Source organism: Caulobacter vibrioides (genome assembly GCF_002310375.3).
GTDB lineage: Bacteria > Pseudomonadota > Alphaproteobacteria > Caulobacterales > Caulobacteraceae > Caulobacter > Caulobacter vibrioides_D.
Genome location: NZ_CP023315.3, coordinates 2,976,328 through 2,998,669 on the forward strand (window position 1 = coordinate 2,976,328; position 22,342 = coordinate 2,998,669).

At 68.4% G+C, this 22,342-nt stretch carries 11 protein-coding genes and 5 pseudogenes; 7 read left to right on the forward strand and 9 right to left on the reverse strand.

Annotated elements, in window-relative coordinates:
* Window positions 1-75 precede the first annotated feature (75 nt).
* Window positions 76-197 (forward strand): annotated as a pseudogene (locus CA606_RS14115) (peptidase); the annotation flags it as partial.
* Here the strand turns inward: CA606_RS14115 and CA606_RS14120 are convergent.
* Together CA606_RS14120 and CA606_RS14125 are read right to left on the reverse strand one after the other, a co-directional pair.
* Complete coding sequence (locus CA606_RS14120) at window positions 195-851, reverse strand: response regulator (protein ID WP_096050549.1); 657 nt, start codon at window positions 849-851, stop codon at window positions 195-197. The pseudogene CA606_RS14115 and the gene CA606_RS14120 sit on opposite strands and share 3 nt — an antisense overlap.
* Window positions 848-3,007 (reverse strand): ATP-binding protein, encoded by a 2,160-nt coding sequence (locus CA606_RS14125; protein WP_096050548.1) that lies wholly within the window; start codon window positions 3,005-3,007, stop codon window positions 848-850. Before CA606_RS14125 ends, CA606_RS14120 begins: the two co-directional genes overlap by 4 nt.
* Before the next feature lie 576 nt (window positions 3,008-3,583).
* On the opposite strand from CA606_RS14125, the pseudogene CA606_RS14130 reads away from it, so the two are divergent.
* A pseudogene (locus tag CA606_RS14130) lies at window positions 3,584-5,289 on the forward strand (DUF5597 domain-containing protein).
* A 78-nt stretch (window positions 5,290-5,367) separates the two neighbouring features.
* Here CA606_RS14130 and CA606_RS20645 read toward each other — a convergent pair.
* The 4 genes and pseudogenes from CA606_RS20645 to CA606_RS14145 all read right to left on the reverse strand — a co-directional run.
* Window positions 5,368-5,534: pseudogene (locus CA606_RS20645) on the reverse strand (hypothetical protein); the annotation flags it as partial.
* A gap of 143 nt (window positions 5,535-5,677) precedes the next feature.
* Window positions 5,678-7,354 (reverse strand): glycoside hydrolase family 43 protein, encoded by a 1,677-nt coding sequence (locus CA606_RS14135; protein WP_096050547.1) that lies wholly within the window; start codon window positions 7,352-7,354, stop codon window positions 5,678-5,680.
* Between the two features lie 171 nt (window positions 7,355-7,525).
* Entirely contained in the window at window positions 7,526-8,683 is a 1,158-nt protein-coding gene (locus tag CA606_RS14140; RefSeq protein WP_181242594.1) for an endo-1,4-beta-xylanase, read from the reverse strand.
* 147 nt (window positions 8,684-8,830) lie between these two features.
* Window positions 8,831-12,082, reverse strand: coding sequence for a TonB-dependent receptor (locus tag CA606_RS14145; protein ID WP_096050545.1), 3,252 nt, complete (start codon window positions 12,080-12,082; stop codon window positions 8,831-8,833).
* A gap of 471 nt (window positions 12,083-12,553) precedes the next feature.
* Here CA606_RS14145 and CA606_RS14150 point away from each other — a divergent pair, with 471 nt between their 5' ends.
* From CA606_RS14150 to CA606_RS14165, 5 genes and pseudogenes are all read left to right on the forward strand, one after another.
* Window positions 12,554-14,062 (forward strand): tryptophan halogenase family protein, encoded by a 1,509-nt coding sequence (locus tag CA606_RS14150; RefSeq protein WP_096050544.1) that lies wholly within the window; start codon window positions 12,554-12,556, stop codon window positions 14,060-14,062.
* On the forward strand, window positions 14,059-15,183 hold the full coding sequence (locus tag CA606_RS14155; RefSeq protein WP_096050543.1) for a tryptophan 7-halogenase: 1,125 nt from the start codon (window positions 14,059-14,061) through the stop codon (window positions 15,181-15,183). Before CA606_RS14150 ends, CA606_RS14155 begins: the two co-directional genes overlap by 4 nt.
* Window positions 15,180-15,285 (forward strand): annotated as a pseudogene (locus tag CA606_RS20650) (hypothetical protein); the annotation flags it as partial. The gene CA606_RS14155 and the pseudogene CA606_RS20650, both read left to right, overlap by 4 nt.
* Window positions 15,286-15,339: 54 nt before the next feature.
* Window positions 15,340-16,869: a tryptophan halogenase family protein gene (locus CA606_RS14160; protein ID WP_096050542.1), complete on the forward strand. Its 1,530-nt coding sequence runs from the start codon at window positions 15,340-15,342 to the stop codon at window positions 16,867-16,869.
* Window positions 16,866-18,377, forward strand: coding sequence for a tryptophan halogenase family protein (locus CA606_RS14165; protein ID WP_096050541.1), 1,512 nt, complete (start codon window positions 16,866-16,868; stop codon window positions 18,375-18,377). Before CA606_RS14160 ends, CA606_RS14165 begins: the two co-directional genes overlap by 4 nt.
* Here the strand turns inward: CA606_RS14165 and CA606_RS20190 are convergent.
* From CA606_RS20190 to CA606_RS14175, 3 genes and pseudogenes are all read right to left on the reverse strand, one after another.
* A pseudogene (locus tag CA606_RS20190) lies at window positions 18,346-18,505 on the reverse strand (hypothetical protein). The gene CA606_RS14165 and the pseudogene CA606_RS20190 sit on opposite strands and share 32 nt — an antisense overlap.
* Window positions 18,502-19,815, reverse strand: a complete 1,314-nt coding sequence (locus tag CA606_RS14170) for an amidohydrolase (protein ID WP_181242595.1) — start codon at window positions 19,813-19,815, stop codon at window positions 18,502-18,504. Before CA606_RS14170 ends, CA606_RS20190 begins: the two are co-directional and overlap by 4 nt.
* 192 nt (window positions 19,816-20,007) lie before the next feature.
* Window positions 20,008-22,152: an alpha-glucuronidase family glycosyl hydrolase gene (locus CA606_RS14175; protein ID WP_096053769.1), complete on the reverse strand. Its 2,145-nt coding sequence runs from the start codon at window positions 22,150-22,152 to the stop codon at window positions 20,008-20,010.
* Window positions 22,153-22,342: the final 190 nt, after the last annotated feature.

Genomic DNA, 22,342 nt, shown 5'->3' on the forward strand with positions numbered 1-22,342 from the left:
CGAAGCTGGTGTCAGTGAGCGACACCGTAGCGATCCTTGCGCTGAACTTCGCGGCGAAAATTTGAGCGCCCACCCCAATCCTCCCCCCAGCGGGGGAGGTGGCCGAAGGCCGGAGGGGGAAGTCTCTTGGCCCCGCCTCTTCCCCCTCCGTCGTCCCTTCGGTCCGACACCTCCCCCGCTGGGGGGAGGATTTTCTAAACCAACCCCCGTCGCTGCGCCTCCAGCGCCGCCTCCGCCCGCGAGCAGATGTTGAGCTTGCGGTAGATGGCCTTGACGTAGCCGGCGACGGTCAGTTCGGTGACGCCCATCACCTTGGCCGCCTCGCCCGAGCGCAGGCCCCGGCCGATCAGGCGCAGCACCTCGGTCTCGCGCGGGGTCAGGGCCGCCTCGGGCTCGACCTCGGCGAGCGGCGCGGGACGGGCGCGGAAATAGTCGAGCATCCGGCGCGCCACGGCCGGCGACAGCGGCGTCTCCCCCGCCTCCAGCCGCCGCAGATAGCGCACCAGGTCCGCGCGGCCCATGTCCTTCAGCAGATAGCCGCCCGCCCCCGCCGCGATGGCGTCGAACAGGTGGGCGTCGTCGGCATAGATGGTCACCACCACCGAGCGCGTCGCGCCGCCCGAGCGTTCGGCCAGATCACGCAGGAAATCCACCCCGCGACCGTCCGGCAGGCCCAGGTCCACCAGCGCCAGGTCCGGCAGGCGCCCCCCGTCGAGGAACGAGCGCGCCTCGGCCAGATCCCCCGCGCCCCGCGCGACCACGCCCGGAAAGGCCTCGGACAGGGCCGCCAGCAGGTGCGCGCGGGTCTCGGCCTGGTCCTCCAGGACAAGGGCGGTTTCAGGCGAAGTCATGCGGCGGCGCTCACTGGGATCGGGGCGGAAAGGCGGATGGTCAGGCCCCGGCCGACCGGCGGAATCTCGACCTGGCCGCCGATCTCACCGAGGCGACGCTCCAGGTTGGCCAGGCCGCTGCGGCGACCGCCCGGCGTGTCGGGCAGGCCCACCCCGTCGTCGGCGAGGGTCACGACCAGACAGCCGTCGGCTTCGCGAACATCGACGGTGATCCGCGCGGCGCCGGCGTGGCGAATGGCGTTGGAGATCACCTCGCGCACGGCCGAGGTCAGGTTCTTGTAGACGCGGTAGGGCGCGGTGCGGTCGGGATCGGCCAGCTCGACCGGCGGCCAGTCCAGGGCGATCCCGGCCGCGTCCAGGCGCTCGGCGGTCTCGTGGCGAAGATCGGCCAGCACCGCCTCCAGCGGCAGGTCGCGCCCCGACAGGCCCGAGACGATCGAGCGCAGGTCGCCGATGGCCCCGCGCATGGCCTCGCGGGTCTGGGAAAGGTCCTGGCGGTGCAGGCCCGACAACAGGCGCGCGCCGACGTCGTCATGCAGGTCGCGAGCGATGCGCAGACGCTCCTCGATCACCCCCCGGGCGTAGGCGTCGCGGCCCTGCTCGATCTGGGCGAGCAGGCTCACCAGCTGGTCGGCCAGCTGGGCCTGGGCCGTGCCGAACAGGCCCCGCCCCCGGAACGGAAAGCGCAGGTCCAGAGCCGTTGATCCAGCGGCGGCGGGCAAGCCCAGGCCGACACCCTCCTCCAGGATCTCGGCCCGCGCCCGGACTGCGGCGCTGGGCGCCACCTCCAGCGGCTCATAGACCTTGGCCAGCAGATCGCGCCAGGCCTTGGCCCGGGCCTCGACGTCATGCACCAGGGCCACCTTGGCGACGGCGGCGAACATCTCGTGCTCCTTCATCGTCCGCCGTCCCAGGGTCAGCCGCCACAGCAGGTCGCGGAACGGCAGATAGGCGAAGGCCACGACCAGCAGCGACAGGCCCAGCGCCGCGCCGGGCGCCGCGCCCAGAGCCGTGATCAGCAGGCCGTCCAGCGCCAGCAAGGCCGCGCCGGCGCTGATGTAGAACAGGATCCGGAACGCCCACTGGTCCAGCTCGAACAGCCGATAGCGGCGCAGGCCCACGGCCATGCCCACATAGATGACGACGAAGAAGCCCAGCGAAAAGCGGGTGTCCAGGAAGGGCTCGCGCCCCAGGGTGATCGGCAGGGCGACATTGCCGATGAAGGCGCCGGCTCCCAGGATCACCGACAGGCCCAGCCAGCGGGCGGCGGCCATGGCGGCGGGGTTCTTGCGGCTGGCGAAGGCCTGGACGCCGATGGCGACGATGATCAGGGCCATCTGGATCGTGGTCACCGACTGGCCGGTGCTCTCCCGTGGCGGATTGCCGGGCAAGAGCGGCGTCAGGGCCCAGGCCAGCACGCTCAGCGGGACCAGCCAGGCCACGGGCAGCCGGGTGACCCGCGTCGGATAGACCAGGAAGAAGGCGATCATCGCCCCGCCATAGGCCACCGCGCCGATCATGTTCAGCAGGTGTCCGCCCGCCGCCATCGGCCCCGGGGCGACCAGCTCGACGCTGGCGTTGACCGCCCAGCCGAAGGTGAAGGCCAGCATCGACAGGCCCGTCAGGGCGAAGAGCTGGGTGGCCAGATCGCGCGGCCGCAGGGCCCACACCCAGCCCACGATCAGGGTGGCGATCAGGCCAAAGGCGAGGTTCGCCCAGAACTCCGCGCCCAGGCGGCTCAGCGGCCTGATGCGCGCATCGAGGGTCACCGCGCGCGGGGCGCCGTCGGCGCTGGCCAGGCGCAGCGCCAACGGGCGCGCCGACAGCGCGTCGGCGAAGGCGGCCTGTCGGCGCATCACCGCCTGATGGGCGCGCTCGGTGGCGGCGGCTTCGAAGGCGCCCGTATCGCTAGCCAGCAGCGGCGGCGCGGTCAGGTCAGGCCCCACCCCGGCCAAGCGGTCGCCGACCTTGGCCCCGGCCCGCGCCAGAGGGCCGTCCGGAACAAGCTGCGCGATGACGACGGCGCCGTCGGGCCGCGCCTGGAAGCTCGCCCCCAGCCACGGCGGGCTGATCGCCATCCACACGCCAGCCAGCGCCGTCGCCACGCACAGCAGCACGACGCCAAGAAGCAGGGTTGTGGGAGATGAAACGCGCATACGATCCAAAGCTTGGGGCAGGACAAGCTTTGCGGCAACTCTCATGGAACGCCGTTCACCGCACACCCCCCAGGATTGGGGGTTGCTTTGGTGGGAAAGGGGCTTGCGGGTTCTGCGCCCTTCTCCCGTTGCGGGAGAAGGTGGCCTGCGCAGCAGGTCGGATGAGGGGTTGAAAAGCCTCTCAGGATAGCGAAGCGCGACCCCTCACCCGACCGCCTTCGGCGGCCACCCTCTCCCGCAAGGGGAGAGGGAAACACGCTACTGAATCCCTCATCCTGAGGTGCGCGCGCCTGAGCGCGCCTCGAAGGACGCAGGGACGCCGACGTCCGACTAGGACCTGGACCAGTCGCCAGACCCCTCCAGAAATCCGACCTTCCCGGCGAACGCCGGGATCCAGATCGAACCCCCTCACGCCGATCGGCCAAGCCCTGAGCGATGTCGCGTCATCCCCAGCCTACCGGGATGAATCTGGACCCCGGCGTTCGCCGGGGAGGTCGGGCGTTTAGCGCGGTGCGTCCTTCGAGGCTCGCCGTCGGCTCGCACCTCAGGATGAGGAAACCCGCTACTGAATCCCTCATCCTGAGGTGCGCGCTCCTGAGCGCGCCTCGAAGGACGCAGCCCCCCCCGATACCGCTCCCATTTTTCGCCGCCTCGCCGTTTTCCGGATTGATCTTACAAGTGCGCCGTCCTCATCTGACCGCGTCATGCGTTGTCTCGCCCCCACCCTCGCCGCCCTGCTGCTGGGCCTCGCCGCCACGTCCGCTCAGGCCGAGCCCGCGCCCCGGATCGCCAAGATCGACGGCGTCCATCGCCTGCTGGTCGACGACAAGCCGTACCTGATCCTGGGCGGCGAGCTGGGCAATTCCTCGAGCTCGGACCTCAAGGACCTGTCGGGCCACTGGGCCGTGCTGAAGGCGGCCAACCTCAACACCGTGCTGGCCCCGGTGACCTGGGAGCAGGTCGAGCCCGTCGAGGGCCAGTTCGACTTTACGGTGCTGGACGGCATGATCCAGCAGGCCCGCGCCCACGACATGCGGCTGATCTTGCTGTGGTTCGGAGCCTGGAAGAACAGCATGTCGACCTACGCCCCGGCCTGGGTGAAGCGCGATCCGGCCCGCTTCCCCTACGCCCGCACGGCGCAGGGCAAGGCGGTCGAGATCCTCAGCGCGTCCTACCCGGCCACCCGCGACGCCGACGCCAAGGCCTTCGCCGCAATGATGGCGCACCTGAAGGCGGTGGACGGCCAGCAGCGCACCGTCCTGATGGTCCAGGTCGAGAACGAGATCGGCATGCTGTCGGAGGCGCGCGATCGCACCAAGGCCGCCGACGCTGACTTCAGAAAACCCGTGCCCGCCGCCGCCCTCAAGGCGCTGGGCGTCCAAAAGACCGGGACCTGGGAAGAGGTGTTCGGCGCCTCGGCCGCGACCGACGAGCTGTGGCAGGCCTGGACCTTCGGGCGTTTCGTCGAGGCGCTGACGGCGGCCGGCAAGAAGGCCTACGACCTGCCGATGTACGTCAACGCGGCCCTGCCGCGTCCGGGCGCGGTTCCGGGCGGCTATCCCAGCGCCGGTCCCCTGCCCCACCTGATCGACCTGTGGCGCGCGGCCGCGCCGTCCTTGGACATGCTGTCGCCCGACATCTACTATCCGGACTTCACCAAGTGGGTCCCGCCGTACGATCGGCCCGACCAGCCGCTGTTCATCCCCGAGGCCGACCAGGCGGGCAAGACGCCCGCCCCGGGCAACGCCTTCTGGGCCATCGGCGAGCACGACGCGATCGGCTTCTCGCCGTTTTCGATCGAGAACCTGCCGCCCGAGGGCGTGAAGACCCTGGGCGCGGCCTATCGCCTGCTGGACCAGCTGACGCCCCTGATCACCACCCACGACGGCGGCAAGACCATGCGCGGCTTCCGCGCCCCGGTGGCCTATGACGGCACGGTCGACCTGACCCCGCGCAAGGCCAGCTTCGGCCCCTGGGACTTCACGGTGACGGTGGTTGATCCCTGGACGCCCAAGGACGCCCAGGACTTCGCCAGCCACGGCGGCCTGGTGATCCAGACGGGTCCGGATGAGTTCATCGTCGCGGGGCGCGGGATCACCCTGACCTTCGCCACGAAGGACGGGTCAGTGGGCCTGGAGACTGTGCGCGAGCTGCGCTTCGAGACCGGCCAGTGGGTCGACGGCCGCTGGCTAAACGGCGACCAGACCCACCAGGGCCGCCACGTCCGCCTGCCGCCGACGGAGTTCGGGGTGCAGCGGGTGAGGTTGTATCGGTATCGGTGAGGCGGGGAGCCCTATGAGGGCTTAGCGAGGCTCGGCCCAGAATCGGACCTCGCGGCCGTCCGTGAAGGGTGGGTGGCGGACCAAATCCTCCCCCCAGCGGGGGAGGTGTCGGCGAAGCCGACGGAGGGGGAAGAGGCCGGCTCGGCGGCGCTTCCCCCTCCGGCCTTCGGCCTCCTCCCCCTCTGGGGGGAGGATTTTCCGACCGTCCGACGAGGGGCGTGAACCGTCTCGAGCCTCCCTCCCAAAACCCAACCCTCCCGGCGACACGTCAGTGCGTCCTTCGAGGCTCGCCGTAGGCTCGCACCTCAGGATGAGGAAACCCGCTACTGAATCCCTCATCCTCAGGTGCGCGCGCCTGAGCGCGCCTCGAAGGACGCAGGGACGCCCCCTACTCCTCCACCCCGTGGGCGTAGACGCCCAGCATGGTGCCCACGAACCCGCCGGCGACCTTGGTGCTGAGGGTCGTGGCGTCGGCGCCCGCCTTCAGCACCTCCCACTGACCCGGCTTGGCGGCGTAGGCGAAGTCGATGGTTCCGCCGCGTACGGCGATCTTCAGGTCCAGGCCCTGGCCCGGGGTCAGCGCCACCGGCGCCTGCGCCACCACGACGCCATCGACCGGATCGTCCTTGCCGGTCCGCTTCTCGACGCGGACCACGGTCTGGCCGCCGGCGCGGGCGAGGCCCACGAACCAGTAGAAGTCGTCGCTCTGCAGCGCCACCAGGCCGGCCTTGTCGCCGTCGGCCCTGGGGTCGAAGCGGACGGTGGTGCTGACGCTGGCGTTCATGTGCTGCTGGCGACGGGCCCAGATCGAGGGCTGCTCGTGGCCGCCCAGCTTGGCCTTGCGGGCCTGGATGTTCAGCGCGCCCGCTTTGACCGACCACCAGCGCGAGGTCGGGATGCGCATGGTCATCCAGCTCATCGGCAGTTCGGGGCCTTCGAAGGTCTCGGCCGCCTTGAACGGGCCCGAGGTCGGGGCGGTCTTCAGCCCCGGCAGCTTGGGCGCATCGGCGACATAGGGGATGGTCTTGCCGTTCTCCAGGATCACCGGCCAGCCGTCCTTCCACTCGACCGGCAACAGGAAGGTCTCGCGGCCGGTGTTGTAGAGGTCATCGCCATACGGGCGCACGGCCAGGAAGGTCGCCCACCACTGGCCATCGGGCGTGTCGACGATGTCGGCGTGGCCCGCCGAGGTGATCGGCAGCGGCCGGTCGCGCGGCAGGTCGCGCTGGGTCAGGATCGGATTATCCGCATACGGAACATAGGGCCCGGTGACCGACTTTGAGCGCAGCACCACCTGGCTGTGGCCCTCGGCGGTGCCGCCCTCGGCGGCGGTCAGATAATACCAGCCGTCCTTCTTCAGGATGTGCGGCCCCTCGGGCCAGATCGGCTTGGTGGCGGGGTTGACGCCCTTGTCCAGCAGCACCTTGGCCGGGCCGATGGTCTTCTGGGTCTTGGGATCGTACTCGCGGATCCAGATGGCGCGGTGGCCCGAATACTCGGCGGGACCCGGCGGCTCGTCGTTGTTGAGGATCCAGGCCCTGCCGTCGTCGTCGAAGAAGATCGACGAGTCGATGCCGCCGACGTCCGGCAGCCAGACCGGATCCGACCACGGCCCCTTGGGGTCCTTGGCGGTGATCAGATAGTTGCCGCCGCAGTCGACACAGGTGTTGAGGATGTAGAACGTGCCCTGATGCTCCTGGATCGCCGGGGCGAACACCGCGCGCGACAGGCCAAGCCGCTTGAAGTCCAGCATCCCCGGACGGTCGATGGCGTTGCCGATCTGCTCCCAGTGGACGAGGTCGGTCGAATGGAACACCGGCAGGCCCGGGAACCAGGCGAAGGTCGAGTTGACCAGATAGAAGTCCTTGCCCGCCCGCGTGACCGACGGGTCGGGATAGAAGCCCTGGACGATCGGGTTGCGATACTGGCCAGGCCCGGCCTTGACCACGTCCGACGGGTCGGAGCCTTCGTAGACGAAGTTGCTGAACTGGGCCGTCTGCGGCGCGGCAATCGCGGTGGAGGCCACAAGCGCCAGGGCCAGGGTGGTCAGGGTCTGTCTGATCATGCTCGTCTCCCTTTCGATACTAAGCGCCCCCTCCGTCTCGTCGCGTATTCGCGACGATCCACCTCCCCCGCTTTGCGGGTGAGGAAGAGCGGCTCCCCTCCTGCCCCGCTTGCGGGGGAGGTGGCGCGCGGCGCAGCCGCGTGACGGAGGGGGCGCTCCTGAGCTTGCCCCCTACCGCGCCGGCGCGGCCTTCAGCGCTGCGGCCACCGCCTCGCGCAGGGGCTTGGGCTGGTAGTTGTCGTCATAGAGGGTCGGGCGCTTGGGCTTCTTGTCTTCGCGCAGCCATTGGCCCTGCAGCCACGAGTACTTGTCGATCATGCCCCAAGCCAGGACCTCCTTGGTCTGGCGATAGCTCAGCACCTGGTCCAGGAAGGCCTTGGCGTAGGCCGCCACCGCCGCGTCGCGCGGGCCAAAGTCGTAGACCAGCCCCTTGTCGTGGACGTCGAACTCGGTGACCAGGAGGTCATAGCCCATGCCGGTGACGTCGTTCAGGAAGGCGGTCCATTCCTTTTCCTGCGGCTTGCCAAAGCCGGTGAAGCTGTCGGCGTTCTCGGCGCCGATATGGCTCTGGATCCCGAGCGCATCGACCGGCGTACCGCGCTTCTTGAAGCCTTCCAGCAGCTTGAGCACGCCGTAGCGGTGCTTCTCGTTGCCGACTTCCTGGCTCATGTAGTCGTTGTAGACGAGGCGGGCCTTGGGCGCGGCTTCGCGGGCGACGTGGAACGACAGGTCCAGCACCTCTTCCTTGCCCATGGCGTCGGACAGGAAGGTCGAGCGGATCGAGCCGTCCTTGGGGTCGACGGTCTCGTTGACCACGTCCCACGAGATCATCTGCGGATAGCGCTGGCACAGGGCCTGGATGTGCTCGGTGACCATCTTGGCGGCCGCCTCGGCCGGCTTGGGTCCGAAGTCGTAGCCCTTGACCCAGTTCGGGAACCATTGCGGGTGATGCCACAGCAGGGTGTGGCCGCGCAGGGCCTGGCGGTTGGCCTTGGCGAACTCGGCGATGCGGTCGGCGCGCTCAAAGTCGAAAGACTGCGGCCCCCGGGCCCGCACCACGTACCACTTCAGTTCGTTCTCGGGCACCAGCACGCCGCACTCGCGGATGAGGATCTCGCGATGCCGGGCGTCCTCGAAGGGACCGCTCGTCGCGCCGCGCGGACCGGCCGGGACGGCGCTGCCGAACGCGATGCCCTTGGCCTTGGCCAGCTCGCGCAGCGAGGGCCCTTCGGCGGCGAGGGCGGGACCGGCCAGGGCGCTGGCGGCGCCGACGGCGAGGAGGTCTCGACGGGAGAGGGTCATGACACGCGCTCCAAGAAAAACGCGCACCGTTATGAAGGACGATGCGCGTGAAAGAGTTGGCAGGAGTAACCGAGCCCCGCCGCGCGCCCTCGAAACGGAAGGAAGGCGCTGACGAAACCCATCCGTGATCCCCGACCCGAGGCGCGAACGCCCCGGGCCGGGTTTCAGCGGAACTTAGAAGCTGGCGCGCAGCACCAGCGTGTAGCGGCGGTCGTTCATGAACCACGAGCGACCGGTCTTCAGCAGATCGTTGTTGAGGACCTGCGTCGTGCGGGTGACTTCGTTGAGCAGGTTCACGCCCTGCACGCCGACCTTCACCTGGTCGTTGACGGTGTAGAACAGCGAGCCGTCCAGCTGGCCGGTGGCCTCGTTCATGATCGGCGCGAAGGGCACGATCACGTCGCGGACGGTCAGCAGGAAGTCCGAACGCCAGTTGTAGGCGAGACGGGCCGAAATCTTGCCCTTCTCATAGATCGCCGCGAAGTTGGCGTTGTGCTTGGACAGGCCCTGCAGCGGCAGCAGGCTGGTGTCGATGTTGGCGACACGGCCGGCGGCCACATCGGGGTCGGTCGCCGACAGGGTGCTTTGCGGCACGCCCGAGCTGTCGATGTAGCTGTAGTTGGCGTTGATGCCGAAGCCGTCCAGCGGCTTGGGCAGGAAGTCGTAGAACTGCTGGTAGCCGATCTCGAAGCCTTTGATCTTGGCCTTCTGCGACGAGTTGCCCGGCGTGGTCACCACGGCGTCGAAGGTCGCGCCGTTGTTGGTGAACGGCAGGCGGGTCGTCGTGTTCGAGGCGACGTCCGACAGCTCCTTGTAGAACACCGCCATGGTCAGCGAGCCGACCGAGGCGAAGTACCATTCGACCGAGGCGTCCACATTGGTCGACTTGGTCGGCTTCAGGTACGGATTACCGACGGTCACGTTGCCGGTCGGGCGACCGTTGACGATGCCTTCGATGTTGGTGTTCAGCGCCAGCTGGTAGAAGTTACGCGTCAGACCGATGTCCGGCGGCGTCAGGGTCTTCGACAGGCCCAGGCGATACTGCAGGCCGTTCGGCATGGCGACCTTCAGGTTGAAGCTCGGCAGCCAGTACTCGAAGTTCGCCTTGGCCGTGCTGGGCACGGTCGAGCCGTTCATCCAGGCGCGCGTTGCGGCGCGAACCTGGGGCGTCAGGCCGCAGAACGACGAGGGCGTGAACGGCGCCTTGGGCTCCGGCAGCGCCTGCCACTCGGTCAGAGCACGGGTGCAGTCGGCGTCGGCGGCCAGGCCCGTCCCGGTGGGATAGGACAGGAAGCCGCTCGCCTCACGCGTGGTCTTGGTATAGCGCAGCCCGATATTGCCGGTGACGCGCGCTTCGCCCACATCCCCCTTGAAGCGGCCCATCACGTAGAAGGCCTTGTTCACTTCCTGCACAGGGTTGATTTCCTGCGGACGGAAGGGCGTGCCGGCGATCACCTGACAGCGCTGGGCCAGAGGCACCCAGTTCTGCGGGCAGCCATCGGCGCCGTTGGTGGCCCGGAACTCCGAACCCATCAGCTTGGCGAACGCGGCGTAGTCGGCGTAGTTCAGCGCGATGTTCTGGTTGTAGAACGGACGCGCCTGGCTGCCGGTCGGCAGCGGCACCGAGCCGCGGAAGAAGTTGTCGAAGCCAAACAGCTCGACGCGGCTGCTGCTGTCCTGCCCCGCCGTGCCCGGCAGGCCCGAACCGCCGGCCGTCGGCACGCCGTCGACCTTGTCGTTGAACCAGACCGGGCCGCCTTCGCCCCAGATCTCGCTGATCGAACCCCAGTTGTAGGCCGAGAAGCGCGTCGTCTGGTCACGATCCGACCAGCGCACGCCGGCCTTGACCGAGTCCAGCCAGGTGTCGTTGTCGAACTTGTACTCGACGTCGAAGCGGGCGGCGTCCTCTTGGCCTTCCGACTGCTCGATGTGGTCCATCGCCGAGCGCCAGAACGAGTTGTACAGGCTGCTGAAGCTGTTGTTCGGGCTCTGGAAATAGCTCGAGCAGCTGTTGCTGGGCGTGGCGCAGACCGGAACCGTGCCACCGTTGCTGGGCGGCAGGAAGGTGAAGATCGGCGGCTTGTCGCCACGCATCTCCATCTGCAGGTTCTGGAAGGTCGAGCCCCACAGGCCCGCGTCCAGGTTCTTCACCTTCGACGAGACGTGCTGGTAGTCGACCTGGAAGCCCCACTTCTCGTTCGGCGTCCACTTGAAGTTCGCGCCGAAGTCGCTGGTGATATAGGTCTGGTCGACGTCGCGGCGGATGTTGTTCGACTGCAGGCCGTCGATCGGCGTGCGCGGGTCAGCGCCGTTCTGGTCCGAGCGCCAGCCCTGCGTGCCGGTGATCACGCCGTTGGTGAAGATCCCATCGCCGTCGAACGAGAAGGTCGTGCCCGCGACGGGACGCGAGTCGCCGTTGGCGGCGACGTTGTCGGTCGCGATTTCGATCGCATGCTCGGTCCAGGCCTGCGAGGAGTCAGACCGCAGGTACTGCACCGTGGCCTGCATGGTGCGGTCGGTGCTGCGCCACTGGACGGCGGCCGCCTGACCTTCGCGCTCGCGCTCGGTGGTGGTCGAACGGAACGCCGCGCCGCGCGGGAACCACACGCCCTTTTGGCCATTGCCGCAGTTGGCGGGCGTCTGATCCAGGTTCGTGCGGCAGCCGAAGTTCGAGGCCTGGGTGCCGTCCGAACGGGTCCAGAGCTTGGAGTTGGTGTAGCTGGCCAGGACGCCGAACTCACCGACATTGGTCTCGAAGCGGTCGCTGATCAGGCCCGTATAGGTCGGGGCCCACTTCTTGATCAGGTCGCCGTAGCTGCCTTCAACCGACAGCGAGATGATGCGCTTGTTGCTGTCGAACGGCAGGCGGGTGCGCAGGTTCACCGTGCCCGAGATGCCGCCTTCGATCATGTCGGCCGACGGGCTCTTGAACACGTCGACGCCGCCCATCAGTTCGGCCGGAACGTCGGCGAACGACAGGGCGCGGCCGTTGTTGGCCGAGAAGGTGTCGCGGCCGTTCAGCTCCGAGCGGACGAAGTTCAGGCCGCGCACCACGACGCCCGAACCTTCGACCGAGAAGTGGTCAGGGTCGACGCCGGCGGCGAAGCGGTTGATGGCCACGCCCGGAATGCGCTGCAGCGCTTCGGTGACCGAGCGGTCCGGCAGGGCGCCGATGTCTTCAGCGGTGATCGAGTCGCCGATGATCTCGGACGACTGCTTCAGCTGCTGGCTGCTCTTGAGGCTCTGCTTGATGCTGGTGACGATGACTTCGTCGACCGTCTGGTTTTCGGTCTTCGCCGCGGTCTGCGCCATGGCCGGCGCGCCGACGACCAGCGCGCCCAGCGCCAGCATCGAAGCGCCGTACTTCAGTCGCGTCGTGAAGGAATTGCGTCCGCCCCCGGCGGACAGCCTTTTGGCCGTGCCCATTTAGTCCACCTCCCCTTGTTGTTGTTGGTAGCAAGGTAGCGCTACCATTGATCATGTTACCGTGACCATTGTGGCCAGATCACACGACCCGCCACGCGTCGTCAAGCGTTGTCACAAACGCCCAAGTCGTTTAGCCATAAGGAATGGGAACGTTACCATTTGAGGTAGCAGCGCCGTCCCGCACACGGGATCGCGCGTCATAGCCTCAGGTCCTGGTCACCTCCCCATTCGTAGCCCGACCCGTTCAAGGTTTGGCCACGCAATGTCCGGATTCTGAGTGTCCGGTAACAATAACGATGACAACGGAAGACAGCGTTGTCAATTTCTGGATTGACCGTAGGCCGTCAGAATGGGGGGCCGACGTCGGGGGGAGACAGGATGAAGGCCCAAGCGGTCGAGCCAGGGTCGGCGTGCGCGCCGGTTGGACCCCTGCCCTTCCCCATGACCAACGCCCACCTCTAAGGTCGCGTCATGGATCCCATCCGCAAGATCGTCATCGTCGGGGGCGGCACCGCCGGCTGGATCAGCGCCTCGGGCCTCGCGGCGGTGCTGAAAGGCCTGCCGATCGCCATCGAGCTGGTCGAGTCGGCCGAGATCGGCACGGTCGGCGTCGGCGAGGCCACGGTCCCGCATATCCGCTATTTCAACGCCCGGCTTGGCCTCGACGAGGCCGACTTCATGCGCAAGACCCAGGCGACCATCAAGCTGGGCATCCAGTTCTGCGACTGGGGCCGCAAGGGTGAGGCCTACATCCACCCGTTCGGCGCCTATGGCCACGCGATCGACGGCCTGCCGTTCCACCAACATTGGCTGGCGGCGCGAGCGCGCGGCGAGGCGGGTCCGATCGAGAGCTACAGCCTGCCGATCATGGCCAGCCACGCGCGCAAGTTCGCCCCGCCGTCGGCCGATCCGCGCTCGCTGGGCTCGACCTTCAACTACGCCTACCAGTTCGACGCCGGCCTCTACGCCCAGTACCTGCGGGCCTATTCCGAAGCGCGGGGCGTCACCCGCACCGAGGGCAAGATCACCAGCGTCCAGCAGCGCGCGGAGGACGGCTTCGTCACCGGCGTCACCCTGGAGAACGGCCGGGTCATCGAGGGCGACCTCTTCATCGACTGCTCGGGCTTCCGGGGCCTGTTGATCGAAGGCGCCCTGCAGGCCGGCTATGAGGACTGGAGCCGCTGGCTGCCCTGCGACCGCGCGGTGGCCGCGCCCTGCGAGGCGGTCGAGTCGCCCACGCCCTACACGCGGGCCACGGCCGACCGCTTCGGCTGGCGCTGGCGCATCCCGCTGCAGCACCGGGTGGGCAACGGCCACGTCTATTGCTCCAGCTATGTCAGCGACGACGAGGCCACCCGCGCCCTGGTCGAGAACCTGGACGGCAAGCTGCAGCAGGACCCGCGCTTCCTGCGGTTCGTCACCGGCCGCCGCAAGAAGCAGTGGTTCAAGAACGTCGTGGCCGTGGGCCTGTCGTCGGGCTTCCTGGAGCCGCTGGAAAGCACCTCGATCCACCTGATCCAGGTGGCGATCACCACGCTGGTCGAGATGTTCCCGCATCGCGGCTTCCAGCAGGCCGACCAGGACGAGTACAACCGGGTGATGGACCTGGAGTTCGAGCGGATCCGCGACTTTCTGGTGCTGCACTACCACGCCAACCAGCGCGACGATTCCCCGTTCTGGATCGAGCGCCGCGAGGGGCCGATCCCCGACAGCCTGGCCTACAAGATGGCGCTGTTCCGCGAGCGCGGCGCGGTCGTCGGCTATAAGGACGGCTTCTTCCTCGAGCCCTCTTGGCTGGCGGTCTATTTCGGCCAGAACATCCTGCCGCACGGCCATGACCCGCTGGTCGCGGCCAGTGATCCGGCCCGCACGGCGAAGATCATGGCCGACCTCTCGACCGCCGTGACCCGCACCGTCGAGGCCATGCCCACCCACGAAGCGTTCCTGCGCGCGATGGCGCAGACGAGGTCGCCGGCATGAAGCGGGTTCTGATCGTCGGCGCCGGGATCGACGCCTGGATGACCGCCGCCGCCCTGGCCACGGCGACGAAGGGGCTGGCCGAGGTGGTCGTGGCCGAGACCAGCCCGCCGCCGGCCGGCCGCATCGCCGCCCTGCCCTCGCTGCAGGGCCTGCACGCCCGCCTCGGGATCAGCGATGAGGTCCTGGCCCAGGCGACAAACGCCCGGCCGCGCCTGGCCGCCCGCTACGGCGACGGGCTCGAGCCGTTCGGCGAGACCGGCGTGGCGATCGACGGCGTGGCCTTTCACCACTACTGGCTTGCCGGCGGTCGTCCGGGTCCGCTGACCGACTGGAGCCTGGCCGCCCAGGCCGCCGTGCGCGGCCGCTTCGCCCCGCCCAGCCCCGACCCGCGCTCGCCGCTGTCGAGCCTGAGCCATGGCCTGACCCTGGACGCCGCGGGCTACGCCGCGCTCCTGAAGCGTATCGCCCTGGCCGCCGGAGCCAAGCGCGTCGAAGACCGCCCCGACGCCGACCTCAAGGTCGACGCCTCGGGCGATCAGCGGCTGCTGGCCCCGCAAGAGCCCTGGACCGACTGGAGCGCCTGGCTGCCGACCGGCGTCGCGCTGGCGCAGGACGGCCTGATCTCCACCTTCGCGCCCACGCCGGTCCGGACGGGACACATCGCCGAAGCCATGACCGGCGACACCGTCGCGGTCGGGGCCGCCTATGGCGCGATCGGCGCCGGCGATGGCGGCGACCTGCATCTGCTGCAGGGCGACGTCTCGCGCCTGATCGCTCTCTTCCCCACCGGCCCGGCCGCCGTGGCCGAATACAACCGCCTGGCCGAGGCCGCCCTGGAGCGGGCCCGCGACATGGCCATCCTGCGCTGGGGCGACCTCTCCGATCCGCCGCAAACCCTGGCCCGCAAGATCGAGCAGTTCGAAAGCCGCGGCCGCGTGGTCACCTATGACGACGAGACCTGGCCCGAAAGCGCCTGGATCCACGCGATGCTGGCGCGCGGGATCATCCCGACGCGCTGGGACCCGCTGGCGGACCGTGTGGGCGCCGAGCGCACCCGCGAGATGCTGAGCCGGATGAAGGCCATGCTGGAGCAAACGGCGGAAGGTATGCCGCGTGTTTGAGCGCCGCACATTTCCCGTGTCATCCCGGCCGCAGCGCGCAGCGCGGAGAGCCGGGACCCAGGGGCCGCAAGCGCCGCGCTTCGTCGCCCCCTGGGTCCCGGATAGCCTCTGCGAGGCTTCCGGGATGACACGGGATGTTTCACTGAGCCCCGCCCCATGACCCCCTCGCCCATCCGTAACGTCCTGATCGTCGGCGGCGGCACGGCCGGCTGGATGACGGCGGCCGCCCTGGCCAAGGCGCTGCCCAAGACCATCGCCGTCACCCTGGTCGAGTCCGAGACCATCGGCACGGTCGGCGTCGGCGAGGCGACGATCCCGCCGATCAACACCTTCAACCAGATCCTGGGCCTGGACGAGGCCGCGTTCATGCGGGCCACGAAGGGCAGCTTCAAGCTGGCCATCGAGTTCGTCGACTGGATGGGACCCGGCCACCGCTACCTGCACCCGTTCGGCGGCTTTGGCCTGGATATCGAGGCGGTCAAGTTCCACCAGGTGTGGCTGCGCGCCCATCACGAGGGCTGGGCCCCGCCGATCGACGCCTTCAACCTCTCGGCCCAGGCCGCCCACCTGAACCGCTTCGCCCCACCGTCCAAGGACCCGGGCCAGGTGCTGTCGAGCCTGAAATACGCCTTCCATTTCGACGCCGGCCTCTATGCGAAGTTCCTCCGCGACTACGCCGAGCCGCGTGGCGTCACGCGCGTCGAGGGCAAGATCGCCAGCGTCCAGCAGCACGGCGAAACCGGCTTCGTCACCGGCGTCACCCTGGAGGACGGCCGCGCGCTGGAGGCCGACCTCTTCGTCGACTGCTCGGGGTTTAGGGGCCTCTTGATCGAGCAGACCCTGCAGGCCGGCTATGACGACTGGAGCCACTGGCTGCCCAATGACCGGGCCGTGGCCATGCCCTGCGTCACCGGCGGCGATGGCCTGACGCCCTACACCCGCGCCACCGCCGATGCGGCCGGCTGGCGCTGGCGCATCCCGCTGCAGCACCGCACCGGCAACGGCTATGTCTATTCCAGCCGCGACATCAGCGACGAGGACGCCGTGGCTCGCCTGCGCGCCACCCTCGACGGCGAGCCCCTGGCCGAGCCCAACTTCCTGCGCTTCCAGGCCGGTCGCCGCAAGGCGGCCTGGGTCAAGAACGTGGTCGCCATCGGCCTGTCGTCGGGCTTCTTGGAGCCGCTGGAAAGCACCTCGATCCACCTGATCCAGGCCGGGATCACCAAGCTTCTGGCCCTGTTCCCCGACCAGGGCTTCGATCCCGTCGAGATCGCCGAATACAACCGCCTGACCGCCCTGCAGGTCGAGCTGATCCGCGACTTCATCATCCTGCACTTCAAGGCCAACGCCCGCAGCGAGCCCTATTGGGTGCGGGCCCGCGAGATGGAGATTCCCGAGACCCTGCAGCGCAAGATCGACCTCTTCGCCGCCTCGGGCCGCCTGTTCCCCTCGGACCTGGACCTCTTCGCCGAGCCCAGCTGGATCGCCGTGCTGCTGGGCCAGGGGGTCACGCCGCGCCGCCACGATCCGCTGGTCGACGCCTTCGACGAGGCTTTCCTCAAGAACCAGCTGTCGCGGCTGGCCGGGCTGATCCGCCAGACGGCGGAAGCCTTGCCGACCCACGAGCAGTTCATCGCCCGCTATTGCGCCGCCCCTCACGCGTCTCGCCCCGAGTTCAGAGCATGACCAACGACCACCGCCTGCGCCGCATCGTCATCGTCGGCGGCGGCACCTCCGGCTGGATGACCGCCGCCGCCCTGGGCCGCTTCCTGAAGGACGGTTACACGAAGGTGACGCTGGTCGAGTCCGAGGCCATCGGCACCGTCGGGGTCGGCGAGTCGACCATCCCCCAGATCAACATCTTCAACCGGATGCTGGGTCTGGACGAGAACGACTTCGTCAAGAAGACCAAGGCGACCTTCAAGCTGGGCATCGACTTCGTCGACTGGCAAAGGATCGGCCACACCTACCACCACCCGTTCGGCCCCTATGGCGTCGACATGGAGGGCGTGTCGTTCCACGCCTATTGGCTGAAGCTGCGGGCCATGGGCCTGGACGATGATCTGGGCGCCTACAGCCTGCAGACGGTGGGCGCGCGCCAGAGCAAGTTCATGCGTCCGAACGGCCAGGCCAACTCGCCGCTGGGCCAGATCGCCTACGCCTTCCAGTTCGACGCCGGGCTCTACGCCAAGTTCCTACGCGACTATTCCGAGGCCCGGGGCGTCACCCGCCAGGAGGGCAAGATCGCCTCGGTGCAGCAGGACGGCCAGAGCGGTCACGTCACCTCGGTGACGCTGGAGAGCGGCCAGGTCATCGAGGGCGACCTCTTCATCGACTGCTCGGGCTTTCGGGGCCTCCTGATCGAACAGACCCTGAAGACCGGCTACGAGGACTGGTCGCAGTGGCTGCTGAACGACCGGGCGGTGGCCATGCCCTGCACGCTGGGCGGCTCGATGTCGCCGGTGACCCGGGCCACCGCGCGGCCGCACGGCTGGCAGTGGCGCATCCCGCTGCAGCATCGCCTGGGCAACGGCTACGCCTATTCCAGCCAGCATGTCAGCGACGACGAGGCCCTGGCCGACCTCTTGAGCCAACTGGACGGCGAGCCGCTGGCCGATCCGAACCTGATCCGCTTCACGCCGGGTCGCCGCAAGAAGAGCTGGAACGGCAATGTCGTGGCCATCGGCCTGTCGGCGGGGTTCATGGAGCCGCTGGAAAGCCAGTCGATCTATCTGATCCAGGTGGGTATCTCGCGCCTCCTGGCCCACTTCCCCGACCGCCATTTCCGCGCCGCCGAAATCGACCGCTACAACCGGACCATGGCGTTCGAGTACGAGAAGATCCGCGACTTCATCATCCTGCACTTCAAGGCCACGGCGCGGAATGACACCCCCTATTGGAACTATCTGCGCGAGATGCCGATCCCGGACTATCTGACCGACAAGATCGACCTCTTCAAAGGCTCAGGCCGGGTGTTCCGCGAGAACGACGAGCTGTTCAACGACACCTCATGGTTTGCGGTGTTCATCGGCCAGGGGATCTTCCCGGACGGCTACGACCCGATGGTCGACAACATGGACGAGGGCCTGTTCAAGGCCCGCATGGCCGAGATCAAATCGGTCATCGCCAAGTCCGCCGAGGTGATGCCGGGGCACATGGCGTTCATCCGGGAGAACTGTGCGGCGGAGGGGTAGCGCCCTCTCCCCTTGCGGGAGAGGGTGGCCCGCGTAGCGGGTCGGGTGAGGGGTCGCGCGGCGAGGCCGAGAAACCCCTCATCCGTCGCCTCCGGCGACACCTTCTCCCGCAAGGGGAGAAGGATCACTTCAGAACATTCAGCACCGCCAGGGTCATCGCCTCCACACCCGTGCGGATCGTCGGTTCAGCCACCGGGGCGAAGTACGGCGAGTGGTTGACCGGCAGCTCACGGCCTTCGGCCTTGGCCTTGGCGGCTTCGGCGGGGTCCGAGCCGCCGAGGCCGAAATAGACGGACGGCACGCCGGCCAGCACGAACTCCGAATAGTCCTCGGACGCCGAGCCCGGCTTGTCCTGCGCCACGGCGCGGGCTCCGAAGGCGGCCTTGAACACCACCGCGGTGCGGTCGGTCAGGGCCGCATCATTGACCACCATCTTGCCGCCGGCGGTGAGTTTCAGGTCGGCGGCCGGAGCGCCGGCCATGTCGGTCACCGCCTTCACCGTGCGGCGCACCCCGTCGAGGATCTTCTCGCGCACGGCGTTGTCCTGGGTGCGGATCGTGCCGCGCACCCGGGCCTTGTCGGGGATGATGTTGCCGGCGCTGCCCGCCTGGATCGAGCCGACCGTCACCACGCCGAACGCCGACGGGTCCTTCTCGCGGCTGATCACGCTCTGCACGTCGACGGTGAAGCGAGCGGCCATCAGCACCGGGTCGATGGTGGCCGAGGGCATCGAGCCGTGCCCGCCCCGGCCGTTGAAGGTGATGTCGAGGCCATCCGAGGTCGAGGTCAGGACGCCGGCCTTGTAATAGACCTCGCCCGCCGGACCCGAGCCGACGTGCAGCGCAAAGCCGTAGTCGGGCTTGCCGCCGATCTTGTCCCACAGGCCGTCGTCCAGCATGGCGCGGGCGCCGCGAACCGTCTCTTCCGAGGGCTGGGCCACGAAAACGAGCGTGCCCTTCCATTTGGCCTTCATCGCCACCAGTTGGCGCGCCGCGCCGACCCAGGCGGCCATATGGATGTCGTGGCCGCAGGCATGGGCGACGAAGACCTTCTCGCCGTTCCAGGTGGCGGTGGCCTGACTGGCCCAGGCCAGGCCCGACTTTTCCTGCATCGGCAGGCCGTCCAGCTCGGTGCGGATCAGCACCTTGGGGCCCTCGCCGTTCTTCAGCACCGCCACCACACCGGTCTTGCCGACGCCCTCGGTGACGGTGAAGCCCAGCGCCCGCATCTGCGCGGCCAGCTTTTTAGCGGTCTCGACCTCCTGGAAGCCGAGCTCGGGATGGGCGTGGATGTCCTTGTACAGCGCCTCCAGCGCCGGATAGTCGCGATCGAGCTGGGCGCTGATCACCTTCTGCGTGGCGGGCACGTTCAGCGGCCCGGCCTGGGCGGCGGTGGCGATCAGCAGGGCGAGGGCCGAGGCGGCGAACACAGGCTTCATGGAGGGTCTCGGGTTGGAAAGCGTCGCCTAGATGACGCACGAGGCGCGCCGATCCGCTAGCCCTTCCCTCTCCCCCTTGCGGGAGAGGGTGGCCCGAAGGGCCGGGTGAGGGGTCGCGCGGCGGTCGCCGGGAAACCCCTCATCCGGCTCGCAAGCGAGCCACCTTCTCCCGCAAGGGGAGAAGGAAACCCCCTACTTCCCGTTCCCCGGCGCCCACGGGAACTTCAGGCTTTTGTAGTAGTCCAGCGACTTCTCCGGCGGCTTTTCCCCCGCCGGCAGCGGGCGCTTGGCGAAGGTCTGGAACCAGGCGATCGAGGCGTCGCGCCACCATTGGGCTTCGGCGCGCTGGATCTTCAGGTAGTCGGCGACCTCGGCGTGACGTCGGGCGTCGACATGGGGGGCAAGGCCCGCCCAGGTCTTTTCCATGCCGTCCACAGAGGCCACGCCGCGCGAATAGGACTTCACCAGGCCATCCCACAGGGTGTCGCCGGACTTGAGGCGATAGTCCCAGGGCAGGTGGTGGAACCACAGCAGGTCCTTCTCGTCGACGCACTTCAAGTTAGCGTAGCAGGCGCCGACGGCCGGCGCGTACTGAGCCGTGGCGTTGCTGCCGGTCGGGGTGCGGTCAAAGCCGATCCCGGTCTCGCTGGCCTTGGCGTAGTAGACGCTGGTCCAGTCGGCGCGGGGGCCGCCGCTGACCCAGGGACCGGGGCCATAGTGGTGCCCCTCGCCCATCTGGTGGTGCAAGCCCAGCGGCGTCATGTAGTCCACCGCCGCCTCGCGCGAGCCCATCATCATCGACACGACCGGCGTCACCAGGCGCGGGTCAGCGCCGAACGTCATCTTGGTCCAGTCCTGCGCGATCGCCCGCGTGCCCGCCTCCGGGTCCCAGGCCAGGCGCCCGAAGACGTACCAGTTGGCCTGGTCGAACTGCGAGCCGCTCCAGTTGCGGTCGCTGCCGATATTGGCCACGCCGGCCATGGCGGTCAGCTTGCGGCCGTCCAGCGTGCCGTCGATCACCTTGGCGACCGTCGAGCCCTTGCCCTTGGCCATGGTGTCCGAGGCCAGGGTCTCCTCGAACATCGGGCCGAGGTAGACGAGGTGGGTCGAGAAGCCGAGATATTCCTTGGTGATCTGGAACTCCATGCCGAGGTTGGTCTTGGGCATGGCCCCGAACAGCGGGTGGAACGGCTCGCGCGGCTGGAAGTCGATCGCGCCGTTCTTGACCTGGATGACCACGTTGTCGCGGAACTGGCCGTCGAACGGCTTGAACTCGTTATAGCCCTGCTTGGCGCGGTCCTCGGGCTGCTCGTGCGAATAGACGAAGGCGCGCCAGAAGACGACGCCGCAGTGCGGACCCACCGCGTCGGCCAGCATGTTGGCGCCGTCGACATGGGTGCGGCCATAGTCCTGCGGACCGGGCTGGCCTTCGGAATTGGCCTTCACCAGGAAACCGCCGAAGTCGGGAATGGTCTTGTAGATCTCGTCGGCCTTGGCCTTCCAGAACGCCCGCACCGCCGGGTCCAGCGGGTCGGAGGTCTTGAGGCCGCCGATATCGATCGGGGCCGAGAAGCGGGCCGACAGATAGACCTTGATCCCATAGGGCCGGAACGTGTCGGCCAAGGCGGCGGCCTTGGCGATGAACGGCGCGGTCAGGCTGTCGGCCTTGGCGTTGACGTTGTTCAGCACCGTGCCGTTGATGCCGAGCGAGGCGTTGGCGCGGGCGTAGTCGACCATGCGCGAATCCACATGGCCGGGCAGCCGCCACCAATCGAAGATCGACTGGCCCGAATAGCCGCGCTCGACATGGCGATCCAGGTTGTCCCAGTGGTTGAGCATCCGAAGCTTCACCTTGGGAACCGACGTGATGTCGAGCTTGTCGACGCTGGCGCCGGTCTGGATCAGCGAGAGATAGCGGTAGACGCCGTAGAGCACACCGACATCGCGGTTGGCGGCGATGACGGTGGTGGCCTTGCCGGCCACCGTCACGGTGCGGATCAGATAGCCTTCCTCGCCCAGCGTCTGCAGCGGCAGGCCAAGGCCGGCGATGGCGGGGGTCGCGACCGCGCCCAGCAGGATCACGCCGTCGCGCGACCCGGCGGCCGCCGAAACAGGCTGGCCCACCAGGCCCGTCAGACCGCGCTCCAGTTCGGCGCGGGCGACCTTCAAGGTCGGGGTTTCAGCCGTGGGGGCGATCGCGGCGGCCCGCGCGGCGTAGGCGGCGCGCGCGCCGGCCTCGACGGGCTTGTAGCGAAGCCAAAGGTCGTAACCGTCCTCGGCCCGGGCGACCGGGGCGGCGAGGAATAGCAGGGCCCCTACGAACGCCATCAAACGCATCATCGTTGTTTCCTACCCTAACCCGATTTCCCCGGCGAACGCCGGGGCCCAGATCGCAAAGCTCGGCCGAGCAAGTCCGGCGCGAGCACAGCCTTATGATCTGGATCCCGGCGTTCGCCGGGAAGATCGGCTTTTTTGAACTTCCGAACCCAGAGCAACGCCACCCGAAAGCGCGCGCCAGAGGTCGAGG